This is a genomic window from Acinetobacter sp. 12966 (assembly GCF_031196995.1).
Classification (GTDB): Bacteria; Pseudomonadota; Gammaproteobacteria; order Pseudomonadales; family Moraxellaceae; genus Acinetobacter; species Acinetobacter geminorum.
Genome location: NZ_JAVIMC010000051.1, coordinates 155,773 through 179,045 on the forward strand (window position 1 = coordinate 155,773; position 23,273 = coordinate 179,045).

General features: G+C 39.9%; 22 protein-coding genes and 1 tRNA gene. 16 read left to right on the forward strand and 7 right to left on the reverse strand.

Annotation, left to right across the window (positions count from 1 at the left end):
- Positions 1–48: 48 nt before the first annotated feature.
- The 4 genes from RFW85_RS07640 to RFW85_RS07655 all read right to left on the reverse strand — a co-directional run bounded on the left by RFW85_RS07640 (position 49) and on the right by RFW85_RS07655 (position 5,701).
- Positions 49–975: a branched-chain amino acid transaminase gene (locus tag RFW85_RS07640; protein ID WP_086265231.1), complete on the reverse strand. Its 927-nt coding sequence runs from the start codon at positions 973–975 to the stop codon at positions 49–51.
- Positions 976–999: 24 nt separating this feature from the next.
- Positions 1,000–3,750 (reverse strand): bifunctional [glutamate--ammonia ligase]-adenylyl-L-tyrosine phosphorylase/[glutamate--ammonia-ligase] adenylyltransferase, encoded by a 2,751-nt coding sequence (glnE, locus tag RFW85_RS07645; protein ID WP_309171363.1) that lies wholly within the window; start codon positions 3,748–3,750, stop codon positions 1,000–1,002.
- 67 nt (positions 3,751–3,817) lie between these two features.
- Complete coding sequence (locus tag RFW85_RS07650; RefSeq protein WP_309171364.1) at positions 3,818–5,089, reverse strand: HAMP domain-containing sensor histidine kinase; 1,272 nt, start codon at positions 5,087–5,089, stop codon at positions 3,818–3,820.
- Between the two features lie 525 nt (positions 5,090–5,614).
- A tRNA-Leu gene (locus RFW85_RS07655) sits at positions 5,615–5,701 on the reverse strand.
- A gap of 182 nt (positions 5,702–5,883) precedes the next feature.
- On the opposite strand from RFW85_RS07655, the gene queA reads away from it, so the two are divergent.
- From queA to secF, 8 genes are all read left to right on the forward strand, one after another.
- The gene (gene queA / locus RFW85_RS07660; RefSeq protein ID WP_309171365.1) at positions 5,884–6,921 is read left to right on the forward strand and encodes a tRNA preQ1(34) S-adenosylmethionine ribosyltransferase-isomerase QueA; all 1,038 of its coding nucleotides are present in this window, start codon (positions 5,884–5,886) and stop codon (positions 6,919–6,921) included.
- Positions 6,922–7,006: 85 nt separating this feature from the next.
- Complete coding sequence (locus RFW85_RS07665; protein ID WP_309171366.1) at positions 7,007–8,008, forward strand: hypothetical protein; 1,002 nt, start codon at positions 7,007–7,009, stop codon at positions 8,006–8,008.
- A 92-nt stretch (positions 8,009–8,100) separates the two neighbouring features.
- Positions 8,101–9,129 carry a hypothetical protein gene (locus RFW85_RS07670; protein WP_170249733.1) on the forward strand — a complete coding sequence of 343 codons (1,029 nt, stop codon included), beginning with the start codon at positions 8,101–8,103 and terminating at the stop codon, positions 9,127–9,129.
- An 85-nt stretch (positions 9,130–9,214) separates the two neighbouring features.
- Positions 9,215–9,784: a LemA family protein gene (locus RFW85_RS07675; RefSeq protein WP_017385650.1), complete on the forward strand. Its 570-nt coding sequence runs from the start codon at positions 9,215–9,217 to the stop codon at positions 9,782–9,784.
- A 152-nt stretch (positions 9,785–9,936) separates the two neighbouring features.
- On the forward strand, positions 9,937–11,070 hold the full coding sequence (gene tgt / locus RFW85_RS07680; protein ID WP_002116306.1) for a tRNA guanosine(34) transglycosylase Tgt: 1,134 nt from the start codon (positions 9,937–9,939) through the stop codon (positions 11,068–11,070).
- Positions 11,071–11,167: 97 nt separating this feature from the next.
- The gene (yajC, locus tag RFW85_RS07685) at positions 11,168–11,497 is read left to right on the forward strand and encodes a preprotein translocase subunit YajC (RefSeq protein ID WP_002116168.1); all 330 of its coding nucleotides are present in this window, start codon (positions 11,168–11,170) and stop codon (positions 11,495–11,497) included.
- A 51-nt stretch (positions 11,498–11,548) separates the two neighbouring features.
- Positions 11,549–13,450, forward strand: coding sequence for a protein translocase subunit SecD (gene secD, locus RFW85_RS07690; protein ID WP_309171367.1), 1,902 nt, complete (start codon positions 11,549–11,551; stop codon positions 13,448–13,450).
- Between the two features lie 8 nt (positions 13,451–13,458).
- Positions 13,459–14,424, forward strand: a complete 966-nt coding sequence (secF, locus tag RFW85_RS07695; RefSeq protein ID WP_005804728.1) for a protein translocase subunit SecF — start codon at positions 13,459–13,461, stop codon at positions 14,422–14,424.
- A 64-nt stretch (positions 14,425–14,488) separates the two neighbouring features.
- Here the strand turns inward: secF and coaBC are convergent, their stop codons facing one another.
- Complete coding sequence (coaBC, locus tag RFW85_RS07700; RefSeq protein ID WP_002116235.1) at positions 14,489–15,742, reverse strand: bifunctional phosphopantothenoylcysteine decarboxylase/phosphopantothenate--cysteine ligase CoaBC; 1,254 nt, start codon at positions 15,740–15,742, stop codon at positions 14,489–14,491.
- Positions 15,743–15,841: 99 nt separating this feature from the next.
- Between coaBC and radC the strand changes: the two genes are divergently transcribed.
- Both radC and RFW85_RS07710 read left to right on the forward strand, forming a co-directional pair.
- Positions 15,842–16,561, forward strand: coding sequence for a DNA repair protein RadC (gene radC / locus RFW85_RS07705; RefSeq protein ID WP_309171368.1), 720 nt, complete (start codon positions 15,842–15,844; stop codon positions 16,559–16,561).
- A 61-nt stretch (positions 16,562–16,622) separates the two neighbouring features.
- On the forward strand, positions 16,623–17,534 hold the full coding sequence (locus RFW85_RS07710; RefSeq protein WP_069141498.1) for a bestrophin family protein: 912 nt from the start codon (positions 16,623–16,625) through the stop codon (positions 17,532–17,534).
- A 3-nt stretch (positions 17,535–17,537) separates the two neighbouring features.
- Here RFW85_RS07710 and RFW85_RS07715 read toward each other — a convergent pair whose 3' ends face one another.
- Positions 17,538–18,389, reverse strand: coding sequence for a PHP domain-containing protein (locus RFW85_RS07715; protein ID WP_309171369.1), 852 nt, complete (start codon positions 18,387–18,389; stop codon positions 17,538–17,540).
- A 44-nt stretch (positions 18,390–18,433) separates the two neighbouring features.
- Between RFW85_RS07715 and RFW85_RS07720 the strand changes: the two genes are divergently transcribed.
- The 4 genes from RFW85_RS07720 to mnmC are packed head-to-tail and all read left to right on the forward strand — an operon-like array spanning position 18,434 to position 21,758.
- Positions 18,434–19,048: a septation protein IspZ gene (locus tag RFW85_RS07720; protein WP_309171370.1), complete on the forward strand. Its 615-nt coding sequence runs from the start codon at positions 18,434–18,436 to the stop codon at positions 19,046–19,048.
- A 34-nt stretch (positions 19,049–19,082) separates the two neighbouring features.
- Positions 19,083–19,385 (forward strand): YciI family protein, encoded by a 303-nt coding sequence (locus RFW85_RS07725; RefSeq protein ID WP_068612022.1) that lies wholly within the window; start codon positions 19,083–19,085, stop codon positions 19,383–19,385.
- Between the two features lie 4 nt (positions 19,386–19,389).
- Positions 19,390–19,860: a hypothetical protein gene (locus tag RFW85_RS07730; protein ID WP_170249738.1), complete on the forward strand. Its 471-nt coding sequence runs from the start codon at positions 19,390–19,392 to the stop codon at positions 19,858–19,860.
- A gap of 23 nt (positions 19,861–19,883) precedes the next feature.
- Entirely contained in the window at positions 19,884–21,758 is a 1,875-nt protein-coding gene (gene mnmC, locus RFW85_RS07735; RefSeq protein ID WP_309171371.1) for an FAD-dependent 5-carboxymethylaminomethyl-2-thiouridine(34) oxidoreductase MnmC, read from the forward strand.
- Positions 21,759–21,795: 37 nt separating this feature from the next.
- Here mnmC and RFW85_RS07740 read toward each other — a convergent pair whose 3' ends face one another.
- Entirely contained in the window at positions 21,796–22,110 is a 315-nt protein-coding gene (locus RFW85_RS07740; protein ID WP_002116171.1) for a rhodanese-like domain-containing protein, read from the reverse strand.
- 91 nt (positions 22,111–22,201) lie between these two features.
- On the opposite strand from RFW85_RS07740, the gene RFW85_RS07745 reads away from it, so the two are divergent.
- Together RFW85_RS07745 and RFW85_RS07750 are read left to right on the forward strand one after the other, a co-directional pair.
- Complete coding sequence (locus RFW85_RS07745) at positions 22,202–22,690, forward strand: YajQ family cyclic di-GMP-binding protein (RefSeq protein WP_032055429.1); 489 nt, start codon at positions 22,202–22,204, stop codon at positions 22,688–22,690.
- A 34-nt stretch (positions 22,691–22,724) separates the two neighbouring features.
- A complete protein-coding gene (locus RFW85_RS07750; protein WP_005804736.1) occupies positions 22,725–23,219 on the forward strand; it encodes a DUF4442 domain-containing protein in 495 nt (164 codons plus the stop codon).
- The last annotated feature ends 54 nt before the right edge of the window (positions 23,220–23,273 follow it).

Consider the following 23,273-nt stretch of genomic DNA (forward strand, 5'->3'; position numbering starts at 1 on the left):
AATAAAAAGGCGAAACTTATGTTCGCCTTTTTATGTTAACGGATTAACTTATTTTACGTAAGTTAACCAGTGTTCATATTTCGGATTTCTACCTTGAACCGCATCAAAGTAAGTTTTTTGGATTTCAGTAGTAATTGGGCCACGAGTACCCGAACCGATTTGACGGTCATCGTATTCACGAATTGGTGTTACTTCAGCAGCAGTACCTGTGAAGAATGCTTCGTCTGCAATATAGAATTCGTCACGTGTAATACGGCGCTCAACAACTTGGTAACCAAGATCTCTAGCGATTGTCATTACAGTTTGACGTGTAATACCATCAAGCGCACCACCAGCGATATCTGGAGTGTGTAAAACGCCATCTTTAATCAAGAATACGTTTTCACCTGAACCTTGGCATACATAACCTTGTGGGTCCATTAACATTGCTTCATCGTAACCAGAATGTGCAACTTCTTGGTGAGCAAGGATTGACAACGTGTAGTTACCAGATGCTTTTGCTTTACACATCGTCACGTTTGGATGATGGTGAGTAAATGATGAAGTTTTAACGCGAATACCTTTAGCCATCGCTTCATCACCAAGGTATGCACCCCACGCCCATGCAGCAACAGCGGCATGAATGGTGTTATTTGTTGCTGCAATACCTAGTTTCTCTGAACCGATCCAGATCAACGGGCGTAAATAGCAAGAAGCTAATTTATTTTCACGAACAACATCGATTTGTGCTTGTTCAAGCGTTGCTTGATCATAAGGCACTTTCATTTGATAAATTTTTGCTGAATTTAACAAACGTTTTGTGTGGTCTTGAAGACGGAAAATGGCAGTACCTTTAGGCGTTTCATAAGCACGAACACCCTCAAATACGCCCATACTGTAGTGTAATGTATGGGTTAAAACGTGAATCTTTGCATCACGCCAATCAATTAATTTTCCATCTTGCCAAATAAAACCATCACGATCAGCCAAATTCATGGAACACTCCAAATTGTTATAAAATCATTCACTATCCAACTCAACCGAGGCGGTTGGGTCTATTAATCTTTGCCATAAATTGCAAACGACCGCACGGGTACTACGCCAGTCCGCTGCGCTGACTTGCATGGATTGATTTGCAAGGGCTAAACGGTGGCTTTCGGCACGTTCACTAAGATAGGCTCGAATTAATGCTGTGGCATCTTCACTGGATAAGCAGTCTGCTTTAGCAGCATCTTCTAATATTCTTACATTATCAGAATAATGGGCGAGATCGGGTTTCGTCCCGCTCCATGCAAGTACAGCATACTGTGCCATAAATTCGATATCGACGATACCACCTGCGTCCTGTTTTAAATGAAAAATACCATGTTTTTTTTGTTCAGAAGATGAACCTAGGTGGTCTTTCATTTTCTGACGCATTTTCAACACTTCTTCACGAACATAAGCCTCATCTCTAGATTGAGTCAATATCTCGCGGCGAAATATTTCAAATTTCTGGCAAAGCACCTCATCGCCAGCAATAGAGCGTGCACGAACGAGTGCCTGATGCTCCCAAAGCCATGCACTTTTCAACTGATAGTGTTCGTAGGCCTTAAGACTTGTCACCAACAAACCTGCTTCACCTGAAGGTCTTAAGCGTGTATCAATTTCATAGACACGACCATCTAGCGTTTGCGTAGTCATCAAAGACATAAATTTTTGAGCAACACGCATCGCAAATTCAAAGCCACTAATTGACTTGGTTCCATCCGTATCAGCTTGTTCATCTAGATAGTGAATAAAGACAAGGTCTAAGTCAGAACCATAGCCCAGTTCAATCCCCCCCACTTTGCCATAACCAATGACAGCAAAAGCTTTGTAGTCAAGTGAGCAGCGTTTCCCATCAACATCTTTAGGGTAACCATGGCGCTTCGCCACTGTCTGATAAGCTAAATGTAGGGTTGCATTAACACTCACTTCAGCAATATCTGTTAATGCATCAGATACTTTCATTAATGGGCTTTCAGCTAACACATCACTTGCAGCAACGGTTAACACATTGCTCTTTTTAAACAGGCGAAGTGCTCGCATCTGATCTTCGACCTGATCAATCTCAATACGGAGCAACTGCTGACGTAGTGAGTCTTCTAAGTCCTTACGTTTTGGCAACTCAAAATCCATCGATAAGAACTCATCAAGCAGTACTGGATATTGCGTTAGCTCTTCACAAATCCACGGACTTACGGTCGCCATTTTCACTAAGCGTTGCAATGCGCCTTTACTTTCAATCAGCATGACTAAGTACACGGTTCGGCGCATGACCGATTCAATCAGCGGCATTAAACGTAAAAGTGCTGTTTGAGATTGTTCGGACTGTAAGATCACTTCAATTAAATGAGGCCAGAATGTTTTTAAACGCTGAACTGCATTTGAAGGTAGTTTTTTGAGTGCGTGACCGTGCCAAAACTCATGAATCAGATTTTTCGCATTGTCATCCAATACTTCATCCAACTGCTGCTCTAACTGGCCAAAGTTTTCAGTTGCGGCATTTGAACTTGTATCTTCAATGAGCTGCTTAAATTGAACTTTAACTTTTTGACGTTTCTCATTAAGAACATCAATAAATTCATTCCAGCTCGCAAAGCCCAAGGTATCTATAATTCTTTGTCTTAGGTCAATTTCTTCTGGCAATAGCTGGGTTTGTTGATCATTGAGCGCTTGAATTGCGTGTTCAACACGGCGTAAAAACAGGTAGGAATCTTCAAGTTCTAAAACGGCTTGTCTTTCTAACAAACCTGCTTCGCCAATGTGCTCAAGGCTAACCAAACACTGACGGTCTTGCAGCTCACGTTTAGAGCCGCCGTAAATCAGCTGGAACACCTGAACAATAAATTCAATTTCGCGAATACCGCCTGCCCCGAGTTTAATATCATCCTCGATATGACGGCGTAGAACTTCACGCTCAATCATCGCTTTCATATCGCGCATGGCAGCAAAGGCTGTGTAATCGACATAACGACGGAAAACAAAAGGACGTGTCATCTCTAACAAGTCTTGTCCTTCTTTACCTCCCGTCACAACGCGCGCTTTAATCCATGCATAACGTTCCCATTCACGACCATGCTGACTTAAATATTTTTCTAAAGCTGCATGACTAATCGCTAGTGCCGAACCGTCTCCCCAAGGACGCAAGCGCATATCAACTCGAAATACAAAACCATCTGCGGTAATGTGCTCAAGCAAATAAATGAGTTTTTGTCCCCATAAAATACAGAACTGCTGTACATCAATGCATTTACGACCATTAGTTTCGCCTTGTTCATCAAAGGCAAAAATTAGATCAATATCACTCGAGAGATTAAGCTCTTGTGCACCGAGCTTACCCATGGCAACTACAATCAAATCTTGAACTTTGCCAGAGTAACCCACAGGTTCACCGTGTTTCGCTACGAGTGCCACACGTGCAAAAGCCTTTGCCGCACAAATGCTGGCATCAGCAAAATCAGAAAGTTCACGAGTAAGTGTGACAACATCGGTAAGCTGATTGGCATCTTGCCAAATCCAGCGAAACATTAAACGACCACGCAAAATACGAAGTGCGCGCATCCAAGATGTTTCGTCACCAATTCCATCTAATGTGGTTTGTACAAATTGGTAAATTTGATCAGTTGAGAGCGGTGCAGTAAATTGATCTATTTGGTAATCTTGTTCTAAAACAGCCTGATGCAGGCCTAAAACTTGTTCTGCGTACTGACTGGCACGCAATGTTTTTTGTAACTGCTCCGCATTCATATAAAAAGCTCTTTTCCTCGTACTCTGTTTTTAGTTATAGCAGTTCGAGTAGTGGAAGGAAAAGGGATTAGACTAATTTTGCTTCTGATGAAGAATGATGTTCGGTATGTACTTCATGACTTTCTTGAGCTGAAGGTAATAGAACTTTAAATGTCGTTCCTACCCCTTCTTTAGAATCAACAGTAATTTGCCCCTGATTAATCTCGACAAAACGCTTGCAAAGACTCAAACCCAAACCAGCACCTTTTTCCCCTGCAGTGCCTTTAAAGCTAGCAGTAATACGTGGATGGAATAAATTTGCCATTTGTTGTTCGGTCATGCCTAGACCTGTGTCTCGAACTGTTATTTCAATATTTTCGCCAGTTTGTTTGGCTTCAATAAAGACTTTGCCCGAACCATCAACGTCGGTAAATTTCAGCGCATTTGACACCAAGTTTTGAATTACAGAGGTCATCATATTGATATCGGCGTAGATGTTTAAATCATCTGGAACACCATTAATCAGTTCAATATTTTTCTTTAAAGCTAATGTGTGAAGTACATCGCAAACGATATTGCTGACTTGTCTAAGTTTAAAGTTAATCGGGTGATAGACAAAACGCCCTCCCTCGGCCATCGCCCATGTCAGCAAACTTTCAAGCAAGTTATAGGTCGACTGTGAGGTGTCATATAAATAGTCTGCAATATTTTGAATACTAGATTCATCTAAAGTTTCACGCTCTTTAGCGAGTACCTCAGAAAATCCGAGCAATCCATGAAAAGGCGCACGCAAGTCATGCGAAATAATCGAGAAAAATTTTGTTTTACTCGAATTAAGTGCCACTTGTTGCTCGTATAATTCATTTAACTCTTCGTAGTTAAACTTCAATTCGACTTGTTGCATAAAAGTAGAACAGTAATCGAGCAATAACTGGATGTCTTCATCTTCAAATGTTGCTGCATCATCATCAAAAAAAACGGCAAAACCCATAGAGGTTTTATCAGGGTGTAGAAGATGCACGGCCAATGCCCTGCTGCACTCGATGTTTAATTCTTTTAAATAGTTGATTAAATTTTGATATGAGGGATGTGAGTGATTAATCACCTGTTGTTTAGCAAAGCACTGTTTTAAATGTTTTGAAGGTTTAAACGAAATGGCGGTCATGCCTTCAGGACAATGGTGCCAAAAGTAAGGCTCCTGATTAAAAGTCAATAAGGCTTTTTTACAATTCAAAAGACGAAGACTAAACCGGAAAAATTGCTCGATGTAGTTCTGCTCGGCGTTTAATCCAAGCAACAGAGATATCCTACAAGCACTTAACTGCTCAATCTGATTTAGTTCTAAACGTTGGAATGTCATTGCCCGCCTCACAGATTTTGTCGTTTTTGGTCGGAACCGCTCTTAAAAGAAATGTACTTATAATCATTATGATCTACTACAAACTTTAACACAGTACATTAAAAGAGCAACTTTCTTTTCAAAATAGAAATGTGAAGTTTCAATTAAAGGTTTTTAGATACATAAAGTGGGTATGTTTGAGAAAAATACAACAAATGTTTGAAGGTGGAAAGTTGTAAGATGTTAGAAATGCGAGTTCAGAATACTCGTAAAAGATGGTCAAAAAATATTATTTTGAATACGAGGTTAGATTCTTACTCAGTTTCGCTTTTATCAAACGTGTTTGGTATTTAAACAAGAACTTCTTCAGCTTAAAAAATGAAAGATTTTTATAAACTCTAAATTTATAGCTAGAAATTCGAGTCCGACCCTCGGGATCAAATACTCATTTCATAATTTCTTAAGCTCTATCTACTTTTTATACCCAACAAAAAACCCCTAAGCCGTTAACTTAGGGGTTTTCGTAGAATCTTACGATTCTGAATATGGTCCCGAGGGTCGGACTCGAACCGACACGTCATCTCTGACAGCGGATTTTGAGTCCGCCGCGTCTACCAATTTCACCACCTCGGGAGAGGAAGTATGTTTGTGTTGCGTATATTAGCGCGTTTGTAAAACTTGTCAAACCCTAAGTGAATATTATCGTTCACTTTTAGATCATTTAAACATTTTTCATGATTTAGGTCAGAAGCACAGCCATAAAAAAGCGAAAAAGTTTATACTAGGCCCAATTTTTGTGGTGTTTTTTCTCAAATATGCAACTGTCTGACTTTTCCTTTGAATTACCTGATGAACTCATTGCCCGTTACCCTCTCGAATCACGTAGTGCTTCGCGGTTGTTGCACCTAGATTCAAAGGGCCAATATCATGATCATATGTTCACAGACATTATCGACCTGTTCGAAGAGGGTGATTTGTTAGTGCTTAATGACACCAAGGTCATGAAAGCTCGACTTAAAGGAAAACGCTCTACAGGCGGTGCGATTGAGATTTTAGTTGAGCGTATGCTAAACCACACCACGGCGTATTGTCATATCAAATCTAGCAACTCACCTAAAGCAGGTGCTGAGCTTTTCGTCGGTGCAGATAATATTCCTGTGATTGTACGTGGCCGTCACGAAAACTTATTTGTGGTTGAGTTTTCACAGCCGATCTTGCCTGTACTTGAGCAATATGGTCAGTTACCTATTCCGCCTTACTTTAATCGTGAAGCAGAAGAAATTGACACTGAACGCTATCAAACTGTTTTCCATAACCCTGAAAAAATTGCCAGTGTGGCTGCTCCTACTGCGAGCTTGCACTTTGACGAAGAGTTACTAGCAAAGTTAGAGCAAAAAAATGTTCAAAAATCTTTTGTGACTTTACACGTCGGTGCTGGCACATTTATGCCTGTTCGTACTGATGACATTACCAACCATATCATGCACAGTGAATGGTGTGATGTACCTCAAGAAACCATTGATTTAATTTTGGCGACTAAAGCACGCGGCAATAAAGTGATTGCCATTGGTACAACCGCGACACGTGCTTTAGAAAGTGCAGCTCAAGCTCATGGCGGTAAAATTGCAGCTTGGACTGGCGACACGCAAATCTTTATCTATCCAGGTTATGAGTTCTGCATCGTAGACCGTTTAATTACCAACTTCCATTTACCAGAATCTACCCTGCTCATGTTGGTGTCAGCTCTTTCAAATCGCGACAACATTTTAGCTGCCTATGAACATGCAGTTAAAAGCCGCTATCGTTTCTTTAGCTATGGTGATGCAATGCTGATTGATAAGCTAGAAGTTTAAAAATTAAAGCTGGGTTAAATTTTATAAGCTCATTTAAAATTTAACCCAGCTGCCCCAACTACAATTTCGACTAATAATAAAATTTATGAAACTGCTTTTTCAAAAAGTTCGAAGTGCTTTTGACAACCAAAATACACATAACAAAATTACTTTAAAAAATATTGAGGCATTAAGAAATTTAATTAATCAGCAATTACCACCTGATATTCTTGTTTATTCATTAAAGAATTGGGCAGGCCCCCAACAACTTGATATTCGAAATTATATTTTTTGGAATGCTACAATTTTCGCCTTAGTTTGTATGGCCTTAGGCTTTTTAATCTCGATTTACTTCTTTCCTTTTGCCATTCTTGCGATCTTTTATGGTTTTTATCATAGAGCCTCTACCTCCGAACTGATTTGCCTACTTCAAGATATCCAAACTTATTATTATGAACATAAATATAATTTCAAATTTGCAACTGAAGATAACTTACCAAAAGAAGGAACATCCGCTTCAGACTTTCCTTTGTTTAAGTTAGGCAATCAAGAAAATTCTGTTTTAACTGCAATACACGGCAAGTGGCAAGTAAGAAAAACAATTCACCCCTATAAAATCTTTAGATACCATTATATCAATCGAGAGATGGCCTATAATTCAAAAGGTAAATGGGAACTAAAAGATGTTAGCTATAATTTATACGGCGTCATTTTAGAGAATTTTCCAGTTCGCGGAGTCAGTATTTCAAGTCAACAGAAAAAGGCTTGTCGCTTAGGTGTAGCTTGGGAATCAAGTGATATCCGTTTTAATCAAAAATATCAACAGAGCGGAATTAATAAGTTGGATTTAGTAAAATTTCTAAGCCCTGACCGTTTGTTATTATTAGAAAAAATATTGGAAGATTTTCCTGGGGATTTCTATGTACACCCTGAAACATCTGCATTATGTTGGCTCTGTAATGTAAATCTTTTACGCCAGCAAAGTTTATATGGCGCTAGTGTACGCGAGCTTGCCGAATGTCTTACAACACTTTCAATGCCAGAGTTTGAGCAATTTGCAAATAGATTGCAGCATTTCATTAATGAAACTCAAATGCCGAAATCATAAAAGTAATTATTTATGACTTATTTCTATTTATCTCATTCAATTTAAAAGATAATCTAAAAATAGCACTTTATGATAATGACCTCATTACTTCTATGCCAATTGATACCTTACAAGAAGCTCTGCATATAAGACGTAAGAAAAATACACAGGTTTTTCGCAATATTGCTCGTCTTTGGGATGCTGGACAAAAGTCACAAACAGATCAAGAGCTCTTAAATGCGTTACATCCATGGCGTGAAGATCATAACCTTCGTTTTGTTAATGTATTGCCGTATTTGTTAGGTATTTGCAGTATTACGACTTTATTATTTGGATACTTTTTTCATCCTCATATTCAATATATTTGGAGCCTCTTATGGGCATTTTTAACTGGTTTTCTGGCCTATTTGCTCTATGAACCGCAAAAACCTCTAAGCGAAGTCATTCACTATTTAGAAGAACGTATCACCACTTTACGTTATGGATTACGGTTTCAACAGTTACCAGCCTATCTTCCTATGCAATCTCAACCAATTTTAGTCTTAAGCAAATTAAAGCAACACTTTCCACTGTTTAATCGGGGTAATGAATCTAATGAAATTACTCAGTTTGCTTCCACTACGTGGGATGATGGAATTACGGAACATCAAGTTCTGCTGTTCAAATATCACTATGTAAATAATTTACCCATTCTTCAAAATCAGGATAGTGATAAAAAAATAGTTAAAGAGATCCATAGAGATCTATGGGGCGCTTTTATATTTCAAATGCCTACATTGGGTATTGCTGTAAGTAACCAACGTTCTCGCTTTTTTGCACCTTACTTAACTGAATGGCAAAGCACTGACATCCTGATTAATCAAAAGCTTAATATTTTTGGTACTGCCCAACACCAATTAGCTAAAGAAGTTAGCCCAAGCATAACTTTAAAACTTCATGATTTTTTTCAACACTTTAAAGGTGATTTAATTTATCATCATGAAGAACAAATTTTGTGTTATCTCGGTGAACAAGATCTTTTTCAGACCACCAGTAAGCAAAGTGAAATACATGATGTTTCAACATTACGTGGGCATTTACGTACCATGACTATGCCGCAATATGAAAAATTTCAGCAATTAATGCTTAATTTAATTAAATAAATCTCTCGTAGCGCTGAACTGGCAACTTATCAAAAAATAAGAAGTTAAAAGGCTCAATGAGAGAATAAAAATAAGAGGAGTGAAAATGACAGGTTTATTTATTTTCTTGGGGATATTCGTCGTACTGATTGTCTGGGGCGTTCACATCCGTAACACCATCGTACGTTACTTTAATGCGACTAAAAGAGCTTGGGCTGAAGTTGCCAATTTCGAGCGTCAAAAAGTAAAGACCTTGGAATCTCTTGAATCAACGCTCAATCAATATACTCAATTTGAAAAATCGACATTAGAAAAGGTTACTCAATTACGTCAACAAATTCTTAATTTAAATGTGAATAACACTGATATTTCTCAGCTACAACAGATCGAGAAAATGAGCCAAGAACTTATTCGAAGCTTAAACGTTGTTGTTGAAAATTATCCAGAGCTTAAAGCTGATTCACTCTATAGCAAAATGATGGATGATATTCAGGAACAAAATGAAAATGTCGGTGCAGCAATTAGCATCTTTAACCGTAATGTCGAGCTGTTCAACAACCAGATTGAAGTATTCCCTAACAATCTCATCAATACATTAACTTTATCCAAGAAAGCGATTCGCCCTTTTAGAGATAATCTCGTGAATGAGAATTTTGACTATAAACCTAATTTTTAATAGGAAGAAAATAATCTCCAAGTTATCGGAAATTTATCTATTTTATAGCCAGCTACATTTAGTAGTAGAACTACGTCGCAGAATCAAGGAAAATAGCCCTCTTTTTAGCAGCGAACTGTTTCTTCGCCTCTGCTCGTGTTCAGGATTTTTAGATGAAGTTTGAAAAATTAGGTCAGTCGGGGCGCGCCCGTCGTGGTCGTTTAACTTTAGAACATGGTGTTGTTGAAACACCTGTTTTTATGCCGGTGGGGACTTACGGCACAGTCAAAGGCATGTTACCTCGTGACATCGAAGACATTCAGGCACAAATTATTTTAGGAAATACATTCCATTTATATTTGCGTCCGGGTCTTGAGGTGATTAAAGAGCACGGTGGTTTGCATGACTTTATTAAATGGAATAAGCCAATTTTGACTGACTCTGGCGGTTTCCAGGTTTTTAGTCTTGGCGCAATGCGCAAAATCAAAGAGGAAGGTGTTACTTTCCGCTCACCGATTGATGGTTCAAAAGTATTTTTATCTCCTGAAATTTCTATGGAAATTCAGCAGGTCTTGAACTCTGACATCGTCATGATTTTTGATGAATGTACACCTTACCCTGCGACACATGAAGAAGCTCAAAAATCATTGCAGCTTTCTTTACGCTGGGCAAAACGTTGTAAAACCCATCATCATGATGAACTCAAGAATCACAATGCGTTATTTGGCATTATTCAAGGTGGCATGTACGAAGACTTACGCGATGAGTCTTTAAATGGCTTACTTGAAATCGGATTTGATGGCTACGCAATTGGCGGTTTATCGGTAGGTGAACCTAAAGAAGAGATGATCAAAGTTTTAGATTATCTACCAAATAAAATGCCACATGACAAACCACGTTATTTGATGGGCGTTGGTAAACCAGAAGATATCGTTGAAGCAGTACGCCGTGGTGTCGATATGTTTGACTGTGTAATGCCGACTCGTAATGCTCGAAACGGTCATTATTTTGTCACTGATGGTCTGGTACGTATTCGTAATAGTAAATATCGCCATGACCAGAGCCCGCTCGATCCACATTGCGATTGCTACACTTGTAAGAACTTTACCCGTGCTTATCTATTCCACCTTGAAAAATGTGGAGAAATGTTAGCATCTATGCTCGGTACTATTCATAACTTACGTTATTACCAACGTTTAACTGAAGGTATGCGTGATGCATTAGACAATGGCACATTTGATGAATTTGTTCAGGACTTTTATGCCCGTCGTGGTTTAGAAGTTCCACCATGTCCGGTTGATGAATAAGCTAGATTTGCGCTCAACCTCAAGACAAGGTAAATTGCAAAACGAATTAGGATTATGTCAGTTATCTGACTCATATTTTTAACTTTAGGAAATCAAAATGAGCTTTTTAATTTCTGCTGCTCATGCAGCACCAGCAGCTGGCCCAACTAATGGTATTTTGCCAAACATCTTGATGATTGTCGTATTCGTTGCAATCTTTTATTTCTTAATTTGGCGCCCTCAAGCAAAACGCGCTAAAGAACACCGTTCTTTAATCGAGAGCTTAGGTGTTGGTAGTGAAGTTGTTTTCGCTGGTGGTTTAATGGGCAAAGTAACCAAAATTGAAGGTGACTATGCAGTTGTTGAACTTAGCCGTGGTGTAGAAGTAAAAATTCAGCGTGCCAGCGTAATTTCAGTATTACCTGAAGGCACTCTAAATAACCTTTAATCATAAAACAGTCGTGCTTTAGCACGGCTTTTTCATTTAAGAAGAAAGCGAATGCGTTACCCTGCATGGAAATATTTACTGATTCTTGTTGTTCTGGTAATCAGTACATTATACGCACTGCCGAGTCTATATCCGGATGAGCCCGCTGTTCAAATTTCCGGTGCCAAAGCTGGTACCCAAATTGATCAAAGTGTGGTGCAAAAAGCAGAGCAAATTTTAAAAACAGCAAATATTGCGAGCCATGACAATACTTTTACAAATAATGCTGCCCTATTGCGTGTCAGTTCATCTGAAGCGCAGTTAAAGGCAAAAGAAGTATTACGTCGTGACTTAGGTGATCAATATGTTGTCGCCCTAAACCTTGCACCAACCACACCGGAATGGCTGCAAAAGATTGGGGCAAAACCAATGAAACTTGGTTTGGACTTACGTGGTGGTGTCCACTTCTTGCTTGAAGTAGATATGGACAAAGCCGTTGCCCAACGTATGGAAACCTCTGCCACCGATTTGCGTCGTCAGTTCCGTGAAAACAAGATCAAATTTAATAGTCTTGCATTAACGAATAATGTGATCACTGTTCAATTTGCTGACAATGCTGACCGTGATGCAGCAATGGATTTCTTACGTCGTAATGGGAATGAATATACCCAACAGGCATTAGCAAGCTCTACAGGTTCTACTTTAAAGCTTACTTATACCGATGTACGTCGCCAAGAAATTCAGTCATATGCGGTAAATCAGAACTTAACAACATTACGTAATCGTATTAACGAACTTGGTGTTGCAGAAGCATTGGTACAAAGTCAGGGTAGCAACCGTATTGTTGTTGAATTACCGGGTGTACAAGATACAGCTGAAGCTAAACGTGTTTTAGGCCGTACTGCGAACCTCGAATTCCGTTTAGTTTCTGACTTAAATGATCAATATATCGATCCATATACGGGTAAATATAATGGTCAACCTTTACCTCCGGGCACAGAAGTTTTTGCTTATGAGTCTTTAGATAGCGGCCGTCAACTCTTGTTGCAACGTAACCGAATCTTGACTGGTGAGCGTGTTCAAAATGCAAGCTCTGGCTTTAGTCAGGACTCTGGCGGTGCCGAAGTAAATATCACGCTCGACAGCGCTGGCGGTAAGCTGATGTCCGATGCAACCCGTAATGCAGTTGGTAAACGCATGGCGGTGTTGTTCATCGAGAACAAGCAAAAAATTAACTATGTCACAGATCCAAAAACTGGTGCACAAACAGAAGTTCGTACGCCATACACTGAGTCTGTAGTCATTAACGCTGCAACAGTTCAGGCTGTTTTAGGTTCGACTTTCCGTATTACTGGGTTAAGTTCTCCTCAAGAAGCATCTGAACTTGCATTAATGCTTCGTGCTGGTGCTTTAGCTGCGCCAATGTACTTTGTTGAAGAACGTGTAGTAGGTCCAAGCCTTGGTCAAGAAAACATTGATAAAGGTGTATTGTCTACTCAAATCGGCTTCTTGCTCGTTGCAATCTGGATGGTGGTTTTCTTCCGCGTATTCGGTTTAATCGCGAACTTTGCTCTTGTGTTTAACTTGGCAATGATTTTAACCGTGATGTCATGGATTGGAGCTTCTCTCACCTTACCGGGTATTGCTGGTATCGTTATTACCATTGGTATGGCGGTCGATGCGAACGTATTGATATGTGAGCGTATCCGAGAAGAAATACTCTGGGGGGCCTCACCCAAACAGGCCATTGTGGCCGGTTATGATCGAGCCTATAACACCATTTTTGACTCGAACTTAACCACGTTCCTTGTTGCATTCATTTTGTTTGCAATTGGTACAGGTCCAATCAAAGGTTTCGCCGTGACATTAATGATCGGTATTATTTGTTCGATGTTTACTGCAATTACAGTAACTCGTGCAATCGTACAAATCATTTATGGTAAACGCCGTAATTTGAAAAAGTTGAGCATTTAAGGAGATCGATGATGACTAAAGTGACTCAACAAGATTCAAAACAATATGGTCGTCCGGATGATGCAAAAATCATCCCGTTTATGAAGATTGCTAAACCTGCAGCAATCTTCTCGATCCTTATTACTTTGGCGAGTATTTTCTTTATTGCGACTAAAGGTCTTAACCTCGGTTTGGACTTTACAGGTGGTGTTTCAGCTGAGCTTAACTATGCTCAACCAGCCAATCAGTCTGAAGTTATTCAGGCACTCGATAAAGCTGGTTTTAAAGATGCTGTAGTACAAACCTTAGGTAGTAATAAAGACTTACTTGTGCGTATGCCAGTACAAGAAGTTAAGGTTGAAGACCTTAGTAATGCGATTACTAAAGCAGTGCAGTTACCAAATAATGCTGCCGAAGTTCATAAAGTGGACTCTGTCGGTGGTCAGGTTGGTAACGAGCTCTATGTTCGTTCTGCTGGTGCCGTTGCACTAGCACTTATCTTAATGTTGATCTACGTGACCATCCGCTTTGAGTTTAAACTCGCGATGGGTGCCGTAATGTCTTTATTCCACGACATCATCATTATTATTGGTGCTTTTGCATTATTCCAATGGCCATTTGACCTTACAGTGTTAGCTGCAGTACTTGCTGTTATTGGTTTCTCGCTTAACGATAACATTGTAGTGTCAGACCGTATCCGTGAAAATTTCCGGAAAATTCGCGGTGCGACTCCTCGTGAAATCGTTGATATTGCGTTAACTGAGACTTTACGTCGTACTATTCATACATCAATGACGTTATTGCTGGTTGTTCTAGCGATGATGTTCTTAGGTGGTGATGGCTTACACTGGTTCTCTGTGGCAATGTTTGTTGGTGTATTTGTTGGTACTTATTCTTCGATTTATATCGGTACTGCATTTGCATTATGGCGTGGTCTTAACCGCCAAGACTTCATCGTTCAGGTTAAACCTGAATTTGAGGATGAAATTCCTTAAGCTGTCTAAATTAAGACAAATAAAAAAACCGCGATTCATTCGCGGTTTTTTATTTGATTCAAAATTATTTACGGCGCAGGGCATCCGAAATTGCTTCAACGAGTTGTTGAGAAATTTCTTGCTTAGATGCTTTCTCTAACTCACGCTTTTTCATGTGATAGCTTTCAGCAAAGAAAACTGTCATCGCATTCTCATCAGAAGCAAACCCAATATCAGCACGTGATACATCGTTGCAGGCAATCATGTCTAGTTTTTTTGCAACAAGTTTTCCTGCCGCATATTCTTCAACATTTTGTGTTTCGGCGGCAAAGCCCACCATAAATGGACGTTTTTCCTGACCTGCGATTGTCGCCACGATATCTGGATTTTTTACAAGGGAAACATTCAACTCATCCCCTGCTTTCTTAATTTTATGCTCAGCAACTTCTGCTACGCGATAGTCTGCAACTGCCGCAGTCGCAATAAAAATATCGCAGCCTGTTTCTAGAGAACTCATACTGACGTCAAGCATTTGTCGTGCTGAGGCAACATTTACACGTTGAACACCATTTGGCGTATCTAAACTTACAGGTCCAGCAATCAGAGTCACTTGCGCGCCAGCAGCATAACAAGCAGCAGCTAAAGCGAAGCCCATTTTTCCAGTACTATGGTTTGAGATATAACGGACAGGGTCAATCGCTTCACGTGTTGGTCCAGCAGTAATAACTACTCGTTTACCTGCCAACAGTCCAAATTTCTCAGCGATAGCACGTTGAGCTTGATGGAAATAGCCAGCGACTTGGCGAGCAATTTCTTCTGGCTCAGGCATACGGCCTAAGCCGACATCACCACAAGCCTGCTCACCCGCATCCGGCATGATCACATGTACGCCATCTTCGACTAAGGTTTGCAAATTACGTTGAGTTGCTTTAGCCGCCCACATTTGCTGGTTCATCGCCGGAGCTACCCAGACAGGAGATTTTGTTGCCAAAAACACCGTGCTGAGTAAATCATCTGCCAAACCATTCGCAAATTTAGCCAATGTGTCACAACTTGCAGGTGCGACCAGTAATAAATCAGCCCAACGTGCTAATTCAATATGTCCCATACCCGCTTCAGCCGCAGGGTCTAGAAGTTCAGTATGAACAGGATTACCAGAAAGAGCCTGAAAAGTTAATGGGGTAATAAATGCCTGAGCACCATGTGTCATCACCACTCGCACGTCAAAGCCATAATCTTTGAGGCGGCGGACTAAGATGGCACTTTTATAGGCAGCAATTCCGCCAGTAACAGCTAAAACAATGTTTTTATGAGGAATAACGCTTAGATCAAAGCTCACGAACAGGATACCTTTCTGTTGCAGTGGCGCTCACAATAGCATTAAATACGCGCAGACCCAAGATTGATTGGGCAAACAAAATAAAATTTTAAGCGAATAATGCTGGGGAATATGAATACTTCTATTAAAAATTGGCCCGAACAAGAACGGCCAAGAGAACGGTTATTACAACAAGGTCCACAAAGTCTATCAGATGCTGAGCTACTCGCGATTTTTCTTCGCTCAGGTTCACGGCAACATTCAGCAGTCGAACTATCACGTTTACTCATTCATCACTTTGGTAGCCTTAATGCAGTGTTCGATGCGCCCTTAAGTGAGTTAACTCAATTTAATGGGATTGGAGCAACGAAATATTCACAATTACTGGCAGTCAAAGAACTGGGACGGCGTTATCTCAATCATCACTTTCAAACCAACAATCTCAGCCTCCACTCATCAGATCTAGTGTTGGATTATCTGCGCTATGAACTAAAGGGTGAGAAACAAGAAGTCTTTGCTGTTTTGTGTCTAGATCCCGAATTAAGAAAGCTCCATTTTAAAAAGCTATTCTTTGGTTCAGTTCAGAATTGCTCGGTTTCGGTCAATCAAACCTTACGCTACGCCTTACAGCAACATGCTTGTCAGCTCGTTATTGCACATAATCATCCCTTTGGTTCAGCACAACCGTCTTCCGAAGATATTGCCTTAACTCAGCAACTTGAACAGGCTTGTCAGCTTGTCGAAATTCGTTTGCTTGACCACTTTATTATCTCACCTGAAGGGAGCTTTTCCTTTGCTGAACAACAACTGCTCAACCCAGCAACAATATCAGTTCAATGATATTGACAAAGTACCACTAAGCCTAGAAGATCAAAACAAAAATAGCGATGTTTAAAATAAAATGATTGTTCGGGAACAGCCTAGTATTTTCAAAGTATTATTCTCTTGGCGAGGCACAATTTTACCCAAAATTTTGCCTTCCCTAGGCGTTGTGATGCTGATCTCGGCAATCATTGGTGGAGTAGAATACATCAATCTTTATCGCTTTCCAGAAATTCCTCTGGTTGGCTTTACGCTCATTGGTGTCGTACTTTCTATTTTCCTAGGATTTAAAAATAGTGCATGTTATGACCGTTGGTGGGAGGCCCGAAAATTATGGGGCGTTCTCATTGCAACTTCACGCCATTTTGACCGCGATTGTCGTATTTTAACTCAAGCTCGCCGTGAGCGAGTTATTCAACATGTGATTGTTTTTGCTAATGTATTGCGTGACCGTTTACGTCGTCAGACGGCGAACCCAACTGAGTTAATACAAACCAGTGGTATGAGTCAGCAAGCGCTTACTCAGCTTTATCAGCAAAATAACGCCCCTCAGTACACACTCAGTCTCATTCACTGGGAATTGTTGCAGGCACTTAAAGAAGGTGAAATTTCTGACATCATCTATGCACAAATGAATAAAAATGTTTCAGATTTAAGTGTTGTACAAACTGGCTGTGACCGGATTGCCAATACGCCCATTCCATTTGCCTATTCAGTTTTACTCAACCGCACAGTCTATTTTTTCTGTTTTATGTTGCCTTTTAGTCTTGGGTCATTACTTGGATTAGCAACGCCTTTACTGGTCGGAATTTTGGCATACACATTTTTAGGTCTAGATGCACTAAGCTCTGAAATTGAAGAGCCATTCGGTACGCAAAGTAATGACTTACCCTTAGATGCTATGGTACGTAGTATCGAGATTGAACTTTTAGGGACGCTCGGTAAACCTACTCCACCACCCATTCAAGCTCAGGATAACAACCTACTGTAGAGTTTAAACAAAGCGCTCCCAAATCCCATGCTGCTTATCTGTAGGTTTAGGCGTATTTCCGAGTTTAATCCATGGCATATTTTCACCATGAAAATCACTGCCAATAGAAACTGCCAACTGATATTGTTCAATCATTCGATCAATCATCTGACGAGTAGATAGAGGTTCCATCGGTGGAGGTAACTCAATTGTGTCTCCACCTGAAGTCGCGAACAATTCAATTAAATAACGAACATTGGTTGCAGATAAATCATAACGCGTCGGATGTGCTAATACTGCGAATCCTTTACTTTGATGAATCACATCAATGGTTTCTTTTAGCCCTAAACCTTCAAACTTTACAAAAGCACGTTTTCCTTCTTTTAAGAAACGATCAAATGCTTGTTGAGGACGAGTCACAACATTTTTCTCGACCAATGTTTTAGCAATGTGAGTTCTTGTTACCCTATCCGCCTGATCTTCTACTTTAGCAAGAACATCCTCATAAATCTGAAAACCAATACATTTTTCTAATAGCTCACAAATCACTTTAGCTCTTTGCGCTCTAATTCTTTTTTGTTGTTCTAATGCTTCTAAAATTGGTGCTGCATCTTGCATATTTAAAGCAACAATATGTACACCATAACTCTTCTTAGTGGTTGGGCGCGACCACTGACTAGAAATTTCTGTACCAGAAATAATATTTAAATCATGACCTTGTGCAGCAATTTTTGCACGCTGTAACCCATCCATTGTATCGTGGTCAGTCAAAGCCAACGTATGCAAGTTCACATCTATAGCAGCTTGCACCAGCAATTCTGGAGACAAAGTTCCATCAGAAATATTGCTATGTGTATGTAAATCTATGCCTTGCATCTTTTATACTATGCCATTCGCCAAACCTGATCAGATACTCTAACATGAAAGCACTTCTGGACTTTGTTCCATTAATTATTTTCTTCTATTTATATAAAACAGTTGATCCAACTGACACCCAGCATCCTTTACTGAAACTGATCGGGTCTGCTGGTGGTGTCGATAATAATAATATTCTTGTAGCGACTACTGGCTTAATTATTTCAATGCTTGTGGTATATGGTGCTCTATTTGTTTTCCAAAAATTCCGCTTAGACAAACAACAGTGGTTTGTATTGTTTATGACTGTCATTTTTGGTGGCATTACCCTCATGTTAAGTGACGATTTTTATATTCGTCTCAAAGCTGCGATTTTAAATTTAGTTTTCGCAGGCGCATTCTTGATTTCGCCTTGGTTTGGTAAAGATCGTAAACCACTCATTCAACGCTTATTTGACCCGATTTTAGATTTGAGTGAAAAAGGTTGGAAAAATCTCAATTTCGCTTGGGCAGCGATGTTTGTCGTGATGTCTTGTCTACATGTTTTCTTCGCATTTTTATTTCACGGTGGAAAATATTGGGGCGAATTTACTGCATTTGGTGACATGATCGTGATGTTTTCATTTATCATTATTCAGTTCATTATTTTACGTAAACATTTTAAGTCACCAGACGCTTAAAATGCTTCCTGATTAATTATAGAGATACGATTACATGCCTTTTTTTGTTCTAAGCTGTACCGATAACGAAGGAACTTTAGAAAAACGCTTGGCAGTACGCCCTCAGCATATCGAACGCTTACAAAAACTCGATGATGAAGGCCGCCTTGTTGCAGCGGGTGCTATGCCAAAAGATCCTAATGATCCGCAAGCAGGCTTCTTTGGTAGCACCATGATTGTTGAATTCGACAGTCGCGAAGCATTAGATGAATGGTTAAAAGAAGAGCCATTTCTTAAAGAAGGCATTTATGCTCACGTTGATGTAAAACCGTTTAATAAAGCATTTCCAAAAGGGTAATCGCATGCAGCTTGCAATCAAAAGCTTTCTTGGCTTGTGTTTGATATGTTCAACTGCTGGAGCAGTTGAACCTGCTGCGACACCAGCAACTCCTTCTCCAAGTGCGCCTTCAACTCAAGCCACTAAACCAGCTCCAACATCTACAACTGGAGTCAAAACAGCACCAACTGCAGCACAACCACTTACAGCAGAACAGCTCGCAAAGAACAAACAACAACAAGACGCAAAAATCAAAGCTTTAGTTCAAGATCAAGCATCTCGCTTAAAACAGCTAGAACATGCCAACCTTGAAGCATTGGCTCAGAACCAAGAGTTACAGCTAAAAAATGATAATCTCTCTGTTCAGGTTCAAGTTTTACAAAGCGAACGAAGTGCGCAAATGTTTTTATATGGCGCTGTTACCTTAGCGGGTGGTGTATTGCTAGGTTTCTTTATTGCTAGTTATATTCATACAAAACGTCGACGCCAGTGGTAATCCCAAGCGATCTATTAAATTCAATGAACGTATCAAACCGTATCCAAACAGCAGAGCTGGACTGGGAATTTGTCGATGGTATCGAGATTCCCATTTCCAAACAATTTGGTGATGTCTACTTCTCTAAAGATAATGGCCTACTTGAAACACGACATGTTTTTCTAAATGGTAATGACTTATCAGAACGATTAGCCAATTTAAAAGATTTTGAATATTTCAGTGTAGGAGAAACCGGTTTTGGTACAGGTTTAAATATTCTTGCACTCTGGCAACTTTGGCAGCAAGTCCGTCCTAATAATCAAAGCCATTTACACGCAATTAGCGTGGAAAAATTTCCATTAAGTAAAGCTGATCTTATTCGCGCTTTAAATGTCTGGGATGAGCTTAAACCGTTTGCAGAGCAGTTAATTGAACAATATCCCTTGCCTATTGCTGGATGTCATCGTTTAACTTTCCCTAAAGAACGTTTTAGCATCGATCTATGGCTTGGAGATGCGCAAGAGATTTTCCCAAGCATGGCTAAAACTAAAGCTGTGAATGCCTGGTTTTTAGATGGCTTTGCACCATCTTGTAACCCAGACATGTGGGAACAAAATGTTTTAAATAATATTGTCCGTCTTTCAGGTTATGGCACTACATTCGCCTCTTTTAGTGTTGCTGGCATTTTAAAACGTGGACTAAAAGCACATGGTATCGATATTTCTCGTCCACGTGGTTTTGGCCATAAACGAGAAATGCTCAAAGCAGTCTGGAAGCTGCCTGAATCTGATCAGGGTTCCACAGAATTAGGACAAACCCACGCATTGGCTACAGAGCAACAGCATATTGCGATTATAGGGGCTGGTGTAGCAGGTTTAAGCACGGCGTGGGCATTTGCAGCACGTGGCCACCAAGTGACCTTATACGAGCAAACCAATCCGTTATCGGGCGCGTCTGGAAACCCATTGGCATTACTTAATCCGAAACTATGCCCAATTGAACAAAGTCATGAACATCTCATGACCTTAAGTTGGCAACATGCTTTAAATTTTTATAAAAATTTTAATGCATTCCGCCCACTTCAAATCCAGCAAATTGCATTAAAAAATGCAGAAGAACTTCTTGATTTGGTAAATCAGTATCCAGTTCCAGTTGTTACTAACTCAGCGAACTCACTTGAAACTGATTACTCAAGCATATTACTAACTGAGGCTGGTTCCGTTTCACCACATCAATTACGTGATGAAATTTTGCAGCATCCATGTATCAATCTCAAAATTGCCCATGTCACAGCACTTGTTTCTTCTGAAAATAAAGTTCAATTGCAAACCAACAATGAAATTATTGCAGAAGCAGATCATGTCGTTGTGTGCTGTGCTCGAGAAAGTGCTGCTTTATTTGACAGCTATCCGCAGTTAAAACCAATACGTGGACAAGTGAGCTGGGTTGATAATACGTTTGCCCCTCTGCCTTTAAATGAAGCTTATAGCTATGGCGGCTATTGCATGCAACTTGATGCCTCGCAGATGATTTTAGGCGCGTCTTTCTACCCAAATCGTGAAGATCAAGATGTACTTACCGAAGACCATGTGCATAACTTTGAATTAATCCACAGTGTATTCCCTGAATATGCTGAAAAGTTACCATTACCTTCGACATGGCAAGGTCGTGCATCTATACGGGCTCAAAGCTTAGATTATTTTCCTCTGATTGGAAAAATGCAGGAGAATAGCCGAATTGCTACTTTTGCTGGGCTTGGCTCTAAAGGCTTCTTATTTGCACCCCTGTGCAGTGAAATCTTAGTTGCTCAAATATTAGGAGAAGCTTGCCCGGTACCGGACCGCCTATTACAAAAATTGAATCCTCAACGGTTCCAAAAGAAAGTGAAACCTAAAAAACCTTATTTTAAACCGCAATAATTCACTTCAATAAAAAAGCACCCGAAGGTGCTTTTTTTTATGCGCCCTGCTCTAGAGGCAAGCCGGCATCACGAGCTGCACGTGTCCCGCCCATCAGCACGACATATTCACGCGAGGCATCCAATCCTTCTAGTTTCTCAGCTGCACGAGGAGCTTTGCTACCACCACCACATAAAATATAAATCGGCTGACCCGCAGAGACCTGGTTCAAAATATCAGCATTCAAATCATTAATTGGGCGATTCACCGCACCTTTAACATGCCCTTCTGCATAAGCATTAGTATCACGGACATCCCAGATAACAGCATTTTCTGGGAACTCAAATGTTGTAATTTCTTGTTTACGGATCATTGTGCACTCCTTTGATGTAAACAACACTTGGCAAATGAAGAAAACCCTCTTAGCATCTCAAATATTCTTTCCCTTTGTAAAGGTCTAAACTATGCCTTCTTTCGATATTGTCTCTGAATTAGAGTTATTTGAAGTTAATCATGCTGTCCAAAACACACAAAAAGAGATTGCCACACGCTTTGACTTTCGTGGTCACGATGTTTCTATCGAATTAAATGAAAAAAATAAAGAAATCAAAATCAGTACCGAAAGTGATTTCCAGTGTGAACAAGTTTATAACATGTTAGAAAATCATTTTTATAAACGTAAAATTGATGTTCAAGCACTTGATCCACAAAAAGCCTCTGCTTCAGGCAAAAATTTTGTACAAGTCATTAAACTTAAAGACGGTCTTGACTCTGATACTGCAAAAAAAATTAATAAAGCCATTAAAGAAAGTGGCGTTAAAGTGCAATCTTCTATTCAAGGCGACAAAATTCGTGTAACTGATAAAAAGCGTGACACCTTACAACAAGTTATGACTTTTTTACGTGAACAACAATTCGGTGTGCCATTACAGTTTAATAACTTTAAAGATTAATATCTTGTCGGCCATTTAAAGCTAAGGTAATCCCATGTCTCAATCCAATCGTCTATCAAAACTGGTAAAAGCAACTTCAAAATTCCCTAAAGGTATTCGGAGCACGCTTTGGAGCAAGGCGTTTGGTCGTATCGTGCCAATGGTGGGTACAGCAAATATCCGCTATCTGGAAGTAGACTCAAACCACGTTACTGTCCGTTTAGATAACCAAAAAAATATGCAGAACCATATTAAAGGCGTCCACGCTGCGGCTATGGCGCTTTTAGCAGAAACTGCAACGGGTTTTCTAACCGGTTTACATATTCCTGATAATCGTATTTTATTAATCAAATCATTACATGTAGATTATTTAAAAGTGGTTGAAGGCGGTTTGACTGCTACAGCGACATTGTCTGCTGAACAACAAAAGTTTATTGCAGATAACGAGAAGGGTGAACTTGTGATTCCTGTTACTGTGATTGATGATGCAGGCAATGAACCAATTCAATGCCAAATGCTCTGGGCATGGTTACCTAAACGTAAGAAATAGTAACTAATCTAAAGTATTTTTAGACGGTTATTTACCTCAAGATATAAAACTAAT